This window comes from Enterococcus sp. LJL51, assembly GCF_054871795.1.
Genome location: NZ_JBTXLW010000007.1, coordinates 162,441 through 177,510, shown reverse-complemented (window position 1 = coordinate 177,510; position 15,070 = coordinate 162,441). Strand labels below are relative to the sequence as shown.

15 protein-coding genes are annotated in these 15,070 nt (G+C 39.6%); 7 read left to right on the top strand and 8 right to left on the bottom strand.

The window, feature by feature from the left end:
* Positions 1–218: 218 nt before the first annotated feature.
* A complete protein-coding gene (locus tag ACYSNQ_RS09425) occupies positions 219–1,265 on the bottom strand; it encodes a HAMP domain-containing sensor histidine kinase (protein WP_426082760.1) in 1,047 nt (348 codons plus the stop codon).
* Positions 1,252–1,932: a response regulator transcription factor gene (locus ACYSNQ_RS09420; protein ID WP_426082758.1), complete on the bottom strand. Its 681-nt coding sequence runs from the start codon at positions 1,930–1,932 to the stop codon at positions 1,252–1,254. Before ACYSNQ_RS09420 ends, ACYSNQ_RS09425 begins: the two co-directional genes overlap by 14 nt.
* A 285-nt stretch (positions 1,933–2,217) precedes the next feature.
* On the opposite strand from ACYSNQ_RS09420, the gene ACYSNQ_RS09415 reads away from it, so the two are divergent.
* Positions 2,218–4,560 carry an ABC transporter ATP-binding protein/permease gene (locus tag ACYSNQ_RS09415; protein WP_426082756.1) on the top strand — a complete coding sequence of 781 codons (2,343 nt, stop codon included), beginning with the start codon at positions 2,218–2,220 and terminating at the stop codon, positions 4,558–4,560.
* 124 nt (positions 4,561–4,684) lie between these two features.
* The gene (locus tag ACYSNQ_RS09410) at positions 4,685–5,284 is read left to right on the top strand and encodes a TetR family transcriptional regulator (RefSeq protein WP_426082754.1); all 600 of its coding nucleotides are present in this window, start codon (positions 4,685–4,687) and stop codon (positions 5,282–5,284) included.
* A 150-nt stretch (positions 5,285–5,434) separates the two neighbouring features.
* On the opposite strand, the gene ACYSNQ_RS09405 is transcribed toward ACYSNQ_RS09410, so the two are convergent.
* From ACYSNQ_RS09405 to ACYSNQ_RS09395, 3 genes are all read right to left on the bottom strand, one after another.
* Positions 5,435–6,817, bottom strand: a complete 1,383-nt coding sequence (locus ACYSNQ_RS09405; protein ID WP_426082752.1) for an MATE family efflux transporter — start codon at positions 6,815–6,817, stop codon at positions 5,435–5,437.
* Between the two features lie 376 nt (positions 6,818–7,193).
* Positions 7,194–7,850: a phage head-tail adapter protein gene (locus ACYSNQ_RS09400; protein ID WP_426082750.1), complete on the bottom strand. Its 657-nt coding sequence runs from the start codon at positions 7,848–7,850 to the stop codon at positions 7,194–7,196.
* Between the two features lie 213 nt (positions 7,851–8,063).
* Positions 8,064–8,552, bottom strand: coding sequence for a GNAT family N-acetyltransferase (locus tag ACYSNQ_RS09395; protein WP_426082749.1), 489 nt, complete (start codon positions 8,550–8,552; stop codon positions 8,064–8,066).
* Positions 8,553–8,758: 206 nt separating this feature from the next.
* Between ACYSNQ_RS09395 and ACYSNQ_RS09390 the strand changes: the two genes are divergently transcribed.
* From ACYSNQ_RS09390 to ACYSNQ_RS09370, 5 genes are all read left to right on the top strand, one after another.
* Positions 8,759–9,628 carry an AraC family transcriptional regulator gene (locus ACYSNQ_RS09390; protein ID WP_426082747.1) on the top strand — a complete coding sequence of 290 codons (870 nt, stop codon included), beginning with the start codon at positions 8,759–8,761 and terminating at the stop codon, positions 9,626–9,628.
* A complete protein-coding gene (locus ACYSNQ_RS09385; RefSeq protein ID WP_426082745.1) occupies positions 9,621–10,091 on the top strand; it encodes a GyrI-like domain-containing protein in 471 nt (156 codons plus the stop codon). The genes ACYSNQ_RS09390 and ACYSNQ_RS09385 overlap by 8 nt, the downstream gene beginning before the upstream one ends.
* Positions 10,084–11,013 carry an ABC transporter ATP-binding protein gene (locus tag ACYSNQ_RS09380; protein WP_426082743.1) on the top strand — a complete coding sequence of 310 codons (930 nt, stop codon included), beginning with the start codon at positions 10,084–10,086 and terminating at the stop codon, positions 11,011–11,013. The genes ACYSNQ_RS09385 and ACYSNQ_RS09380 overlap by 8 nt, the downstream gene beginning before the upstream one ends.
* Positions 11,010–11,753 (top strand): ABC transporter permease, encoded by a 744-nt coding sequence (locus ACYSNQ_RS09375; RefSeq protein WP_426082742.1) that lies wholly within the window; start codon positions 11,010–11,012, stop codon positions 11,751–11,753. The genes ACYSNQ_RS09380 and ACYSNQ_RS09375 overlap by 4 nt, the downstream gene beginning before the upstream one ends.
* A gap of 67 nt (positions 11,754–11,820) precedes the next feature.
* Positions 11,821–12,549 carry a DNA alkylation repair protein gene (locus ACYSNQ_RS09370; RefSeq protein ID WP_426082740.1) on the top strand — a complete coding sequence of 243 codons (729 nt, stop codon included), beginning with the start codon at positions 11,821–11,823 and terminating at the stop codon, positions 12,547–12,549.
* 232 nt (positions 12,550–12,781) lie between these two features.
* Here ACYSNQ_RS09370 and ACYSNQ_RS09365 read toward each other — a convergent pair whose 3' ends face one another.
* The 3 genes from ACYSNQ_RS09365 to ACYSNQ_RS09355 all read right to left on the bottom strand — a co-directional run bounded on the left by ACYSNQ_RS09365 (position 12,782) and on the right by ACYSNQ_RS09355 (position 15,026).
* Complete coding sequence (locus tag ACYSNQ_RS09365; RefSeq protein ID WP_426082739.1) at positions 12,782–13,315, bottom strand: ClbS/DfsB family four-helix bundle protein; 534 nt, start codon at positions 13,313–13,315, stop codon at positions 12,782–12,784.
* A gap of 306 nt (positions 13,316–13,621) precedes the next feature.
* The gene (locus ACYSNQ_RS09360; RefSeq protein ID WP_426082737.1) at positions 13,622–14,092 is read right to left on the bottom strand and encodes a GyrI-like domain-containing protein; all 471 of its coding nucleotides are present in this window, start codon (positions 14,090–14,092) and stop codon (positions 13,622–13,624) included.
* 58 nt (positions 14,093–14,150) lie between these two features.
* On the bottom strand, positions 14,151–15,026 hold the full coding sequence (locus tag ACYSNQ_RS09355; RefSeq protein WP_426082735.1) for a helix-turn-helix transcriptional regulator: 876 nt from the start codon (positions 15,024–15,026) through the stop codon (positions 14,151–14,153).
* Positions 15,027–15,070: the final 44 nt, after the last annotated feature.

The following is a 15,070-nucleotide window of genomic DNA, read 5'->3' as shown; positions in this document are numbered from 1 at the left end:
TCTCTTTGACTTCAAGAGAATACGCCATTTTTTTCTTCATCAAAAGCACCTCCGCTAAATTTATTATATAAAATAAATTCAACGGAGGTGCCTCTTTTTTATATTCTCATTCTTGGGGGTCAGTGCCAAAGTGTTCAGCTCCGAGTACCTACTTGGTTCTCAACGTTTAGCACTTCTATCCCATCCTTATTCGTCTGCTATCGGCACAAAAAAGTGATTTATTCGGTTTTCTTTTGAGGCAAAATGATGATAAAGGTTGAGCCTTCACCAAGCTTTGATTTCACGATAATCTTTCCATCGTGGAGGGTAATGATTCTTTTAGCAATCGCCAGTCCAAGTCCGTTGCCATGTGACTGGTGGGAGCTGTCGCCTTGATAAAATTTATTAAAAATTCTTCGCCGAACTTTATCCGACATACCTGCTCCGCTGTCTTTAATATTTACTTTGACTTCGTTCCCTAAACGGTAGCAGTTGATTTGAATAGTTCCTTCATTATCGGTGAAGCGAATAGCGTTGCTGATTATATTAAGCCAAACCTGAATCAGTAGGTCGGAATCACCATAAATCAAAACGGGATTTAAATTTAAGCTCATAGTCAGATTTTTTGCTTCCCACTCCTTTTGAAGGAGAATCAAGGCGTGTCTTAGCTGTTCGTCTAATGAATAGCGTGTTTTTTTCAAGGTAATACTTTCCTGATTTTCCACCTTGGACAAAAGCAGAATATTCGCTGACAAGGCACTTAAACGAGCTGTTTCTTCCGTAATAATCTGTAGATATTTGGTGCGCTCAGCTTCTGTAAGAGCCGGATTTTGCAGCTGTTTGGCAAAGCCGTTAATCGAGACCAAGGGTGTTTTCATTTCATGAGAAAAATCATTGATAAAGCTTTTATGGACGAGTTCAACATTCTGCAGCTCTCTGGCCATAAGATTAAAATTCTGAATTAAATCTTCTAAGTCATTATTCATTCCAGTAGGATCAATCTGTATATCAAAGTTTCCATCAGCTATTTGCCGGGTTCCTTCAACCACTTTATTCAATGGGCGTAATATCCGTTTACTGAAGAAGGTAGCAATTAATGTGCCGATTACTGTACATGATAACAAGGTGATTATCAGTCGGATTAACGGATAACCGAATAATGACTCCACAATTCCAAAGTGCATGAGAATAACTAGAAAGATGCCTGAGATAATTGCCGATACGAGAAGAATCAATGCAATAACTAGAGAAAAATGAACGTACATGGAGCGTCTATTTCGATTCATGTGCAGCTCCTTTATAGCCTAATCCCCGAATAGTAATGAGGGAAAAATCAGCGGAGTCGGCGAATTTCTCTCTAAGCCGCTTGATATGAACATCGACAGTTCGCTCGTCTGTCAAAGAGTCTGCGCCCCAAATATCGTTCAACAGCTGTTCTCGAGTGAATATTTGATTTGGAAAAGACAGCAGCTTATAAAGAAGTAAGAACTCTTTTTTTGGTAGTTCAGTACAGTTGTCGTCATGATAAACTGAGAGACTGTTTTTATCAAGGAGGGTATTGCCTACAGATAGGCGCCCTTCCAAGTTAATTTGAGCTCTGCGAAGCAAGGCTTTTATCCGCAGCAGCAGCTCGTCAAAATCAATTGGCTTCACTAGGTAATCATCGATACCAGCTAAAAATCCATTCTTTTTATCTTCTGGTGTTCCCTTAGCGGTTACCAGAATAATCGGCAGCCGTTCGTTTTCTTTCCGAATAGCTGCAACCAGCTGATAACCATCTAAAACAGGCATCATGACATCAGCTACAAGTAAATCTACAGCGTGTTCTTCCAGAATAGCCAAGGCATCTTTCCCATTGGCTGCTTCCATTATCTGATAACCATCCTGAACAAGTGTAGCTGCCATCAGCGTGCGTATATTTTTATCATCTTCTGCAATCAGAACTGTAATCATGTCATTCCTCCGTTCTTCTGTTTCACTATATCATAAACTAAAATCTTGTTGAAATGGAAAAAATAAATGATGTCTTACTCTAGCAGCTGGATTTGTCGAAAACAGTGGTCAAAAATATTAACTTTTTTATAAGAAAATAATGAAAGCGTTATATGTTTTTATACAGCTCATTTGTTCATACTCAGTACATAATCCGATGGTAGTCTGACAGAGATAGAAAGAAATCTGTTGTTCTAACTGTTTTAGACAATATGGAGCAACAGAGTGAATAAAGGAGAGAGAGTTATGCTTCAGGTAAAAAATATAAAGAAGAGTTATACTACTGGAGAGTTTACCCAGGTCGCTTTAAATGGTGTTAGTATCAATTTTCGGGAAAATGAATTTGTAGCGATTCTAGGTCAGAGTGGCTCGGGTAAAACAACCCTGTTGAATATTATCGGCGGACTGGATCAATATGATAGTGGCGATTTGGTTATCAATGGTAAATCAACAAAAAACTTTAAACAGGGTGAATGGGATGCTTACCGAAATAATAGTGTTGGTTTTATTTTTCAAAGCTATAATCTAATTACTCATTTAAGTATTTTAGATAATGTTGAGATGGGGATGACGCTTAGTGGTGTTTCATCTTCTGAAAAGAAACAGCGGGCAATGGAAGTGTTGGAGAAGGTTGGACTGAAAGAGCATACCCACAAGAAACCAAATCAGTTGTCAGGAGGACAAATGCAGCGGGTAGCGATTGCCCGGGCACTGGCAAACGATCCGGATATTATTCTGGCAGATGAGCCGACAGGTGCGTTGGATACTGAAACAAGTACGCAAATAATGGATCTGATTAAAGAGATTGCGGACGATAAGCTGGTTATTATGGTTACGCATAACCCAGAGCTGGCGGAGGAATATGCAGATCGGATTATTAATTTTAGAGATGGTCATGTAGTTGATGATTCAAATCCTTATGAAGAATATGAGCAGGATAATAACTATCAGCTGAAGAAAACGAGCATGAGCTTTTGGACAGCTTTGAAGCTTTCCGGAAAAAATATCGCTACGAAAAAGTGGCGGACTGGTCTGACAGCGTTCGCTGCTAGTATAGGGATTATTGGAATTGCGCTGATTCTGAGTCTTTCCAACGGGTTCCAGAAACAGATTGACTCCTTCCAGAATGATGCACTATCGGAATATCCAATTACGATTTCCAAACAGGCAATGAATATGGATGAAGACGCGATGAAGGAAATGCAGAGCAATTCCCCGACTAGCAAAAAGGAATATGCTAAAACGGATGAGGTAGTGCTGTATAACCCTGCTGAATCAAGTATTCGTCATACAAATAATATCACAGATGACTATATTGATTATCTAGGTGGTATTGACAGTGAACTAGCCAGCAGTATTGGCTACACACGTGTTGTCGGAATGAACCTTGTTAGGGAGGTCGACGGCTCTGCTCAACTAGTTAATTTTAATGCAGATGAGACCAGCGGAGGCGGCATGGGCGGATTATCAAGCATGAGTAATGCGGGCCTGTCTTCTTATCCAGTAACGACGGGCGGATCAATAAATGGATATTTGAAAAAGAATTATGATGTGATGGCTGGGAGCTATCCTGAAAATACCGATGACATTATTTTGGTCATTGATAATAAAAACCGTGTAGATGAAACGATTCTAAAAAATCTCGGCTTTGATATTACAGATAAAGAAGGAATTGATTTTAATGATATCGTTGGGACTGAACTGAAGCTAGTTGGAAACAATGACTACTATTCTAAAACTGACTTTGGCAACTATGTACCAAAAAATGATTACGAAGATATGTACAAAAATTCTACAAGAACATTGAAAATTAGTGGAATTCTTCGTCAAAAAGAAGATACACAAGTTGCTATTCTAAGCAGCGGAATTGCGTACAGCGATCAGCTGGTAGAAGAAATTATCGATGCAGAAAAGGATTCTGCAATTGTGAAAGATCAAAAGGATTCAGATGTCAATGTAATGACAATGGAAAAATTGGATGATACAACAAAACAATCCACGTTAGCTTATCTAGGCGGAGACAGTATGCCCCAAATGGTGTTTATCTATCCGACGAACTTTGAAGCAAAGGATGAGATTGTTAAATATTTGGACAAATACAATGACGGCAAAGATAATGCAGATAAAATCGTATACACTGACCTGGCTCAAACCATGACAGATATGACCGGTGGGATTATGGACGGTATTACTATCGTACTTATTGCTTTTGCCTCAATATCATTAGTTGTTTCTCTAATCATGGTGGGGATTATTACCTATATTTCTGTTTTGGAAAGAACGAAAGAAATTGGCGTTCTGCGTGCCTTAGGAGCCAGAAAGAAAGATATTACCCGGGTGTTTAATGCGGAAACGCTGATTATTGGTTTGTGCTCAGGCTTGCTGGGGATCTTGATTGCCTATCTGCTGACGCTGCCGACAAACATTATATTAGAAGACATGACAGGCTTAACTAATGTTGCACAGCTAAACCCGGTGCATGCACTGCTGCTGATTACAATCAGTGTTGTGCTGACATTACTGGGGGGAGCACTTCCAGCGAGATGGGCAGCTAAGAAAGACCCTGTTGAAGCACTAAGATCAGAATGATGAAATAGCCATAGCAGAGCCGCTCTTAAAAACAGGAAAAGAGCGGCTCTGCTTTTATTTATTCTATTGTGACAGAGTATCGCTTTTATGCTATTCTTAATGAAAAAGAAGGGAGAGAAAGCCGATGCCGAATCCAACATTTGAAAATCTGAATCAACATAGAAAAGAAGAAATTATCTCAGTTGTTCTTCAGGAATTTGAAGATCGGAGTTTAAATCAAGTGAAGGTTGCAGAGCTTATCAAGCGGTTAGGAATCTCTCGCGGTGCTTTTTATAAATATTTCGAAGATTTAGATGATCTCTATTTATACCTGCAAAGTTATTTTTCTGAGATTATTCATAGAGATATTATGAATTGTATTATGGAAAATCAGCAAAGGCTTTTTTACGGGATTGAGCGGTATCTAAAGCGTGTCGCAGAAATGAACCGCAATTCTGATTATTGGCGGGGAATTAAGCTGCTGGTGTTGGGCTCCAAAACAAGTTATTCGATGGAAACCATCGACATGGAAGAGTCGCCGATGATTCGAGCTTGGTTTTCTTTACTAGATAAAAATAATCTACACATGAACAGCGGAGAAGAAAAAATCTCCTTTTTATTCTTTTCAATGGAGCTGGTAATGGATTTGTTGAGCAGCTTTCTGTTGAATGATTGGGAATCAGAACGGCTGCTGAAGGAATATAATTTTCGTGTAGCTTGGCTCTCTCATGGACTGATTAAATAATTAAGAAGAGAAGAATTAAGCAAAAGCGAGCGGTTTATTTAGGAAGAAGCTAGGTCTGTGGTCACTCATCCCCAGCATCGTATGAATAAGAATTGTTATCTCAACATTAAAGAGCTGTACCAAACAATTCGTTTGATACAGCTCTTTTTTTTACGGTTTAGCGATGACTTTTTGATTTAGTGGTTGTTCAAGGGTCGTTTCTTCATCCAGCTTTCTGAGGCGCTTGACCGCTTTGATATAGGAAGCAACTAAAACGACTGTAGAGCCAATCCATGCAAGAGGAGACGCTGCAGCTGCTCCTGTGAATCCAAATAAAGCAGTTAGGAAGATTGCAGCAAAGGAACGCATAAACAACTCCATAATACCTGCAAGTGTTGGAATCACCGTTTGCCCCAGTCCTTGCAGTGTATAGCGGACAACCAGCAGTATAGCGAGCACCCAGTAGAGACTGCCGTTAATATTGAAATAGACTTGTGCCAGATTTAAAACCTGAGTCTCACTAGAGCTGACAAATAGAGTAACCAGCGGTTTGCCGAAAAGAATCACAATACTGCCGGCAAGAATACTAAAGCCGATACTTAAGAATAAGGCACTTTTAACTCCTTGCAAAATCCGTCCGTATTTTTTGGCACCATAGTTTTGGGCGGTAAAGGTTGCCATGGTGATGCCGAAGGACATCATCGGCTGAATCGCAAACTGATCAATTTTACCTGAGGCAGCCTGAGCAGCAACGACATCTGTTCCTAAGCTATTGAGAGCTCCCTGCAGAATGATAGCGCCAATTGCAATGATGGAGGTTTGAAAAGCCATCGGCAGGGCGGCGTTTAAATGATCTCTAATTTCAGACCGCTCAAAAGAGAAATCCTTCCTCCGTATTTGAAGATTGGGAATTTTCTTTTGAATGTAAAATACACAAAGAATGCTGGCAACGACCTGTGCGGTAACAGTAGCCACCCCAGCTCCAGCTACCCCCATATGAAAGTTGATGATTAAAACCAAATCCAATACAACGTTGACAATACTGGCGACAATCAGAAAGACTAGTGGTGTTCGGCTGTCTCCCAAGGCACGAATGACATTGGACAATAAGTTAAACGCCATCGCAGCAAAAATTCCGATAAGAATGATTGAGATGAAGGTTTGTGCATCATCAAGAATCTCTACAGGAGTCTGCATCAGTAAAAGCAGCGGCCGAACAAAAATAAGACTAAGAATAGTAAGAATCACTGTGATGATACTGCTAATCAAAATGCTGGTAGCAAAGCTGCGTTTGACTCCTTGATAATCCCGAGCACCAAAACGCTGGGCGGTTATGATTGAGAGTCCTGAAGTCAATCCTTGAGCAAATCCGATAATTAGAAAAGTAATACTGCCGGTTGCACCAACAGCAGCCAAAGCATTTTTGCCTAAAGTCTGCCCGACAATTATCATGTCAGCCATATTATAAAACTGTTGGAAGATGTTTCCAATCAGTAATGGTATTGTAAAAAGAAAGATGAGTTTTAACGGTTTTCCAGTTGTTAGTTCTTTCATAAAAATAACCCCTTTGATTAGTTGGACAGCAACGAGAATCAAATACTTTAGCCTATATTACTCATTTTTCAGAAAATGTCTACACATTTTTTTGAAAATGGATGTTTTCTAATAAAACTTTTTCAGTTTGATAATAATATAACTGAATAGAGGAAATAACAAGGGGTTTTAGGAATGTTTTTTTGAAAAAATTGAATGGATAAAAAGTAATCAGCTTTTTATTGGAAAATTCCCTCTTAATAACAAAAAACAGCCGGATTGGCTGTTTTTAAAGTATGGAGCTTATTAGGCATAGAGGAAAGCATATAAACGCAGCCGCTTGTTGCCGGCTGTTAATCGTAATGGAGACAGGAGCAGACACTATTTTTTTCGGAAGTTATTTATATAACTTGTTTTTAATACGCAGACTGGCAGCAGTATGCATGATCCAGTGACGTGAAAAGGGCATTTGGATAAGTCCTTTGATGTCTTTTTTACACCAGTAGTCAATAAGCCAGCAGGCATTCTCGTTGTCACTTACTACGTGTAATGCTTTAAGGAGCAGCTTACTTTCTTCAGTCATTTTTCGCTTTAAATCGGAATATGACAGTTTTTTCAGCATAGCATCTGTACTGTCTTTTACAGCAGCGGCATAGTGATAAAGCTCTTCTATATCCAATGTATCAGAGAAGTCAGCAATCTGCTGTTTTACAAGTTCATTTCCAGTAGTAATAATAGATGCGCCAATCCGTTCCTGGTAATTCCCTGTAAAGAAAATCTGATCTTCACCTTTTATAAGAGAGTGGGTAACAATATCTTCAATTCTGAAAATGTGCCATATGGAATAAGCGATGGTTTTGTTATGGTATCCTTTGGCGTTGATAAAAGGAATGGCCTTAAAATCCTCCAAAGTCAGTTCTTCCTTCAGTTGATAGAGTACCTCCATCACAGATTTCCGCAGTTCCAGCAGCGTCTTTATGCCATCATCAAATGTAGCTTCTTTTTTCAGTTGTACCTGCATAGTTTTATTCATTTCCGACCAATCGTTAGTCATTTATTCTCACCTCGTAATTTTTGATTTAATTATAGGTAAAATGAAGAGGATGCAGTGCTTTTTTATAAGCATACAATTAATACAAACCTTAAAATACCTATTGATTATTTTCTCAGAACAGCCAACTCGGCTGTTTTTTTAGGAATTTTATGTATCTTGTCTGTAAAAAAAAGATAAAGCCGCAACCGTTCCCATCTATATTGTAGACACAGATTATTCTTTGTATTCAGCGATGTCTATCGCCTCTATATAGACTTTCTCCCCATAGTCATCAGTTTCAGAATAGGTAAAACCGAGCTTTTCCAGTAAGCGGATGGAGGCTTGATTTTCCGGAAGAACCCCGGCTTTGATTTGTCGGCAGCCATGTGTGCTGAGGGAAGCGAGTACAGCACTGACTACTTCACTAGCATAGCCTTTCCGGGCTTGAGCAGGTGTGATAGTGTAGCCCAGCCAGAAGGTACTATCTTCTTGTTTTAAGTAAATATCGCCAATCAACTCATTCGTTTTTCGATTGCTTACTGCAAATTGCGCACCTTTTGCAAAGTCGGGTTTCGTTAGCAGAAATGCTTGGTATTCTATTTTGCTCAGTCCTTTGAAGCCCTGATGAATCATCCAATCCAGATTATTTCGATAAAGCATAAAGTTATCAATATCCTTTTCTTCAAAAGGTCGGACTAGGCAGCGTTGTGTTTGTATGTACATGACAGCTCCTTTAATGTTTCTTTTTCTTTATTCTATACTAAATAAAAAGAAACAGAAAGTTTATTTCAGTGTTGAAATAAGCGGGTGTTTAACGGAGAATAGCTAACCGCCGGGCATTTTGATAGAAGCTCGCAAAACATGTTTATTTATTGAGAGGTCTATAAATTTTATTCATGCTAGACTTGAAATCAAGGAGGTGTTTAGGAATGATGGAACATTTTGATCAAGTCCTATCTTATATTGAGAAACAGTTGAAAGGAGAGATAAATTCGCAGAAAATTGCTAGAATTTCCGGCTGTACGTTTGCTTCGTTTCAAAAAATGTTTTCTTATATTGTCGGCATTCCTTTATCCGAATATATTCGACGCAGAAAGATGAGCCGGGCAGTTTTTGATTTGCTGGAAGGGAAAAAGATTTTGACTGTATCCAAAGAATATGGATATCATTCGCCGACAGCATTTAACCGGGCCTTTCAGTCTATTCATGGTTTCCCGCCTTCTGAAGTAGTACATAGAAAGGAAGAACTGACTATCTATCCAAGATTGCGGCTATCGCTTAGTGTTTCTGGCGGAGAACAGTTTCAGTATCGTTTGGAGGAAAAACCTACACTTTTCTTTGTAGGTAAGAAGTATCCGTTAAGTTCTGATATTGAGAGGAATTTTCACGAAGTTCCCTTTATTTGGCAGAATTTTATGGGGAGCGAGCTAGAGCAGCAGCTTGTAGAATACCGCAAACAAAATCAAAGTCCAATCTTCGGTATAGCAGTAGCTGAAAAAGCACAGCCTGCTCATTACTATATAGGTGTTTTCAAGCAGCTTGAAGCTGACTGCCCGGATGGATTAGAAGAACTAGTCTTACCGGCTCAGCGCTGGCTGCTGCTAAAAGGTCAGGGAAGCATGCCAGAGGCAGTACAGCAGCTGTACAGAAGGTTTTATCAAGAATGGCTGCCGGTGTCAGCGTATGAATATGAGCTGAAAACAGATGTGGAGGTTTATCCTTCTCAACAGGAGATGCACAGTAGTCAAAGCTGCGAGCTTTGGCTGCCTATCAGAAGAAAGGAGCTTAGCAATGAGTGAGCAAATTAGTATAAAGAATATTGAACCTGTAAGAGTTGCTTACAGAAGCTATCAGGGAGATGTGCGTTCAGCTGGAAAGCTGATGCCGTCAATTTTTAAAGCAATCAGAGGGAGAAATACAGGAGCTCCTTTCTTTTGTATCTACAAAACAGATCCTAAAACAAAAATCGGCGAGGTTGAGCTCTGTGTACCAACTGCAGAACAACCGGCAGCAGCGGATGTGGGCATAAAAACATTTCCTCAGATGCGGGCACTTAGCCTAATTCATAAAGGAAGTTACGATACGCTGGCTGCCGCCTATAAACAGCTATCCGTTTATATTCAGAAAAATGATTTGACTGTAACAGGGGCTTGCCGAGAGGTCTACATTAAAGGTCCGGGTGCATTGTTTAAAGGAAATCCGGCAGGATATATCACAGAGATTCTGATGCCTGTTGTTTGGGAGGAGCAAGAAGATGATTGAAGTAAAGGGAGTCACAAAACGATATAAGACAGGTGTGACTGCGCTTAATCATCTGGATTTACAAGTCAATGAAGGAGAGATATTCACTTTGCTTGGTAAAAATGGTGCGGGAAAATCTACTCTGATTGATTGTCTGACTACGGTCTGTCAGCCAACTGCTGGTTTAATCCGCATAGGTGGTGAAGAGTTGACCGAAAGAAACGTTTTTGCCATTCGACGACAGATTGCCTGTGTAGGTCAGCAGATTTCTATTGATACGTTTTTGACACTGAAAGAAAATATGCAGCTTCAAAGCAAGCTTTACCAAGTAGAAAAGGCAGCTGCTGAAAAAAGGATAGCTGAGCTGATTGAAATCTTTGAGCTGGAGGGGTACACGGAACATCCGATTATAAGCTATTCAGGGGGTGTAAAAAGGCGGCTGGATATTGCGATGAGTCTGGTTTCATCGCCAAAAGTAATTTTTTTAGACGAACCGACTGTAGGCCTGGATGTCTTTTCCCGCAAGGCACTTTGGGGCTGTATCCGTAAAATCAACACGGTCTTAAAAACCACGGTCTTTTTGACAACGCATTACTTGGAGGAAGCCGAGGTCTTGAGTGATCGTATTTTTATCATGGATAAGGGTCGAAAAGTGATTGCAGGCAGTCGGCAGGAGCTAACGGAGTATCTGCAGCAGCGTGTGATCCAGTTGACTTTTGACACAGCACAGGAACAACAACAGGCCTACGCAGTGTTGCTTCAAGAAAACCTAAAAGCTGCAAAGCAAGAAAGAAAACAGCTACGGGTAGAATCTGAAAATATTCAGCTGATTACAGAATTATTACTTAAGAAAAAGCTGGCATTTAGTGGTATTCAGTTAAAACGGCCTTCATTGGAGGAGATATTTATTGAGATTCTTTCAGAAAAGGAGCTGGAAAAATGAGTCTAAAAAGTTTGCTTTGGCGCAACATGAAATGGCGCTATCATTACCGGGTTACCGTTTTTGTTACGATTATTCAGCCCTTAATCTGGCTGCTGTTGTATAGCACGGTAGTCTCAGGAGCGGACAGAGTAGCATACACCTCTTTTATTTTGCCGGGAATCATGATTTTAGTGATGCTTGGCGCCTGCAGCAGCAGTGGAATGATGAATTACATGACTAAAAACGAAGGTAGTTTTCAGCGGCTGTTAAGAGCACCTGTATCTAGGACGAGTATCATCAGTGCACAGAATCTTGAAGCGGTTGTTTTATCATTTATTGAAATTTTCTTGTTGATGATTATTAGTCTGGGGTTGTCAGTTCGGTTTCAGCTATCAGTATCAGGGGGACTTTTAGCAATCCTGATTCTCTTTTTAACTGGTTTTTTCATGGCAAATGTTGCCTACAGCATCAGTCTGAAGCTGCCAAATGAAATCATCTATGAAACCGTGATGAATATGATTGTGCTGCCGCTGTTTTTTGCGAGTACGGCCCTGCTTCCGTTAGAGAATATTTCTGACGGAATTCGCTGGCTGGTCCTGCTGAACCCGTTTACCCATGTGATTGAAGCTCTCCGCAGATTATTAAATGGGCAGTCTCTGCCGCTGAAGAATACCTTGTTTTTAATTATCCTTTTAGTGGTTTTATGTATCATGGGACTACTTTTTTCAAAGCATATGCTGAAAAAGGAAAGCAGTAAATAGTGGTTTCTTTTCCGGATTTTCTATAGTAAAGTGAAAGAAAATAATTTAACTGAAAGAGGGGAAGCAGTTGACTGATAAAAAGGGGACAGCAATCGAAGATGTCCTGACCTATTTGAAGGAACACGCCTCGGAAAAGTATAAGAACAATGTTGTTAAACTGGGGATTCCAGAAAAGGAAACATTGGGTGTGGGGACAGCAGATTTGAGAAAATTTGCTAAAAAACTGCCTAAGGATAAAACGTTTATTTTAGCCTTATGGGCTACTGGATATCATGAATGCAAAATACTAGCTGTTTTGGCTCTGCAGCCGGCTGACTATACTGAAAAGGAAATCGAGACATTTATGTCAGGAATTCAGTCGTGGGACTTGTGTGATTTATTTTGTAAAACAGTGCTGATTGCACGCGCAGATTACGATAGTTGGATTAGAAGCTGGATTGATAAAGAAGAGTTGTATTATAAGCGGGCAGCATTTACGCTAATTGCCAGTACATCTGTTCATGTCAGTCTGACGAATGAAGAAATTCAAGACTATCTAACACTGATTAAAAAGTATTCAGCAGATGAACGCCTGCTGGTCAAAAAGGCTGTATCCTGGGCATTGAGAGAGCTGGGGAAAACCAATGAACAAGCGAAGGAATGGAGTATTGAAACTGCAGAGATTCTTACAAAGCAGACGGATAAAGGTCAACAATGGGCTGGGAAAGATGCGTTGAAGGAACTGTCTACCCTTGTAAGAACAGAAGGACGTACTCGGCTAATATCTTCCAAATCGAAAATGGGTAGAGCGCTTTAGCTATCAGTTTTAGCTATAAATAAGTCTTCAACGCTTTCTACTCCTAAAAACCGAATAAATAGCGGTCCCAAAGCTGTAGCTTTGGCAATAAGCCGGACTATATGAAAATGGCTCCATTTTCATATAGTCCGGCTTATTTCTGAGAAACACAGTGAGGCATGAGCTGATGTTAAACAGTACCTCCCTGGTTCTTGAAGCAAAACACTTTTGATTACCCCCTTTAATAGACACCTCAGGAAATAGATTTTTTGAATTTCTTTATTTTCTTAAGAGCCCATTCATAGTGACTTGAGGTTGTAGAGACAAAGTAGCTGCCTAGAGTAGAGCCGCCAACCCATGCGAATACGCCTTTAGAAAATAATTCATCGTTTGAAAATCCCTCTGCCAGCTTCATGACTTTTGCGTGACTAGCTTTGAGAAGGGCCAAGGCTTCAGCGTAAGAACTGTCTTTGTTTTGTTCCATAAATTCCACATTCATCGCACCGTATGACCGCCAATTGTAGCCTTCTTTAAGAAACTGTTTATGCTCTCCAGCCATATTTGATTCTACCCAGTCTAATAGTAACTGATGCCATTCATATAGGTGAATTAGCACATCGTGAACGTTTCTGTCTCTATTCCAATGCTCGCCCTTTTCCTTACTTACGTCAAAAGAGAAATCTGCTGTTTGCTGTTCAGCTGATAGTGAATCTAGTAAGGTCGTCAGCTCATTAAAGTTTGTTTCTCCCGCAGTGATAAGATCGTTTTTTGTAGTTGGTCTAGCCATTTTTAGTCTCTCCTTTTAGTTCATGATTTATATTCATAATTAACTTCTGTCTTAATTATCAACTGTTCCCTAAGGTACGAGTCAAGAGGTATTTTTTCATTTTTAATTACAATCGCTAATTAGAGAAACAAACATACAGCTGCTGATTTTCGATTTACTTATAAAACGGCGGAGAATATGGGCGATACTCTTACTTCCTTCTGTTTTTAGGCAATTTTATTTTCCCAGTCAGTAGGTGTTAACACTCAAAAAGGTGTTGGCAGATGTTCCGCCAACACAAAATATTCAGGTTTTATAGAATTATTTTTAATAATAAGGAAGCTCTATGATGGTTTCCTGTTTTGATTCGTCTATTTCTTCGTCACTAAGATAATATTCATAACAATAGTGCATGAAGTTATCTCCGTTTTCCTTGATCTGATTAAGCAAGGCATCATAGATGGGAACCATATCGTCATATTTACCCACATAATGTACAGACAATGCTTTGTAGGAAGGCAGTACATATGAAACGATGCCGTCTTTTTCCGGAAGCAGCTGATCTACAGGAAAGCCGATTTCCATTTCCATCTGAGACTCATCAATTTTTCCATCATCATCCATATTTTTAAAGGAAACAAAAGGGTTGCTAAGTATATTGGCCCCTTGTTCGCTAATATACTTACCTAGCTTCATAAAGGTTGGACCAATAATAGTTGGCAGCTCTGTAACAACCAGTCCTTTTTGCGTGAAAGAAACAATTTTTTGTTCAGGTTTTGTGATTTTTTCAATAATCATAGGTACACTCCTCTCGTTTTTTTTATTCTAACATGGAGAAGTGCCATACCATGTCATATTATAAATTGTTTTCTAAAAAATATTTTGCATGTGCACAAATTTTTTCTTTAACCCAGAGAGGTTCGATAATTTTGACATTGCGGCCGAACGGCAGTAAAAAGCTATAGAGTTCGTCCAGCTCTGTAAATTCAAACGTAATATTATAGCTGTTATCTGGATTGACACTTACCTCATCATAAAAAAAACGGTCATATTGGTTATAGGCGATACGCTTGCTGAATTGAAGAGTCACTTTAAACTTGTCAAAAAGATTATCGATACTTTCGGGTAATTTAGGATGAAAGTATTCATCTAGTATGGTGATGCTTTTTATACAGTCGATTCGAAAAAGCTGATGCTCCTTTTTTTCAGGTACATAGCCTAGAAGAAACCAGGTTTGACTTCTAAAAATAATTTTCAGTGGTTCCGCAGTAATCAGCATGGTCTGCCCATAGCGGCTATAAAAGATAAACGTGATTTTTCTTACCAGCAAAATGGCTTTTTTCAATTGAGAAAAGGTGTTGTTGTTATGGGGCAGCGTGGCAGGTAGAGTGAGCTCCAGCCAATCCGTCAAATCAAAGGCGGATTCGAATTTGCGCATTAATTCATCCGTCTCAAGAATTCCCAGTGATTTAAGCAGGTTTAATGCCAAAAAAAGGTCATCCTTTTCTTCATTTCCTAAAAGTGCCTGATCTAAAGTGAAAGAATCCTCTAGAAAAATTCCGCCGTTTTTCCCCTTGACTGAATAAACAGGAATGCCAGAGACACTTAAAGTGTCAACATCTCTGTAGATTGTTCGAACCGATACGCTGAAACGTTCCGCCATTTCTTTTGCGGTTGTTTTTTTCCGGTAGAGCAGAATCAAAATAATTTCCAGTAAACGATTGATTTGCATAGAATCACCTCAAGTTGTCTTTTTCGGCTGCTTCTTAACAGAAG

Bases quoted from the DNA above. Each gene is read 5' to 3' on its own strand.
- ACYSNQ_RS09380 (WP_426082743.1), top strand. From the start codon at position 10,084: ATGATTGAAGTAAAGGGAGTCACAAAACGATATAAGACAGGTGTGACT.
- ACYSNQ_RS09405 (WP_426082752.1), bottom strand. From the start codon at position 6,817: ATGAAAGAACTAACAACTGGAAAACCGTTAAAACTCATCTTTCTTTTT.
- ACYSNQ_RS09400 (WP_426082750.1), bottom strand. From the start codon at position 7,850: ATGACTAACGATTGGTCGGAAATGAATAAAACTATGCAGGTACAACTG.
- ACYSNQ_RS09410 (WP_426082754.1), top strand. From the start codon at position 4,685: ATGCCGAATCCAACATTTGAAAATCTGAATCAACATAGAAAAGAAGAA.
- ACYSNQ_RS09420 (WP_426082758.1), bottom strand. From the start codon at position 1,932: ATGATTACAGTTCTGATTGCAGAAGATGATAAAAATATACGCACGCTG.
- ACYSNQ_RS09365 (WP_426082739.1), bottom strand. From the start codon at position 13,315: ATGGCTAGACCAACTACAAAAAACGATCTTATCACTGCGGGAGAAACA.
- ACYSNQ_RS09415 (WP_426082756.1), top strand. From the start codon at position 2,218: ATGCTTCAGGTAAAAAATATAAAGAAGAGTTATACTACTGGAGAGTTT.
- ACYSNQ_RS09395 (WP_426082749.1), bottom strand. From the start codon at position 8,552: ATGTACATACAAACACAACGCTGCCTAGTCCGACCTTTTGAAGAAAAG.
- ACYSNQ_RS09360 (WP_426082737.1), bottom strand. From the start codon at position 14,092: ATGATTATTGAAAAAATCACAAAACCTGAACAAAAAATTGTTTCTTTC.
- ACYSNQ_RS09390 (WP_426082747.1), top strand. From the start codon at position 8,759: ATGATGGAACATTTTGATCAAGTCCTATCTTATATTGAGAAACAGTTG.
- ACYSNQ_RS09375 (WP_426082742.1), top strand. From the start codon at position 11,010: ATGAGTCTAAAAAGTTTGCTTTGGCGCAACATGAAATGGCGCTATCAT.
- ACYSNQ_RS09385 (WP_426082745.1), top strand. From the start codon at position 9,621: ATGAGTGAGCAAATTAGTATAAAGAATATTGAACCTGTAAGAGTTGCT.
- ACYSNQ_RS09425 (WP_426082760.1), bottom strand. From the start codon at position 1,265: ATGAATCGAAATAGACGCTCCATGTACGTTCATTTTTCTCTAGTTATT.
- ACYSNQ_RS09355 (WP_426082735.1), bottom strand. From the start codon at position 15,026: ATGCAAATCAATCGTTTACTGGAAATTATTTTGATTCTGCTCTACCGG.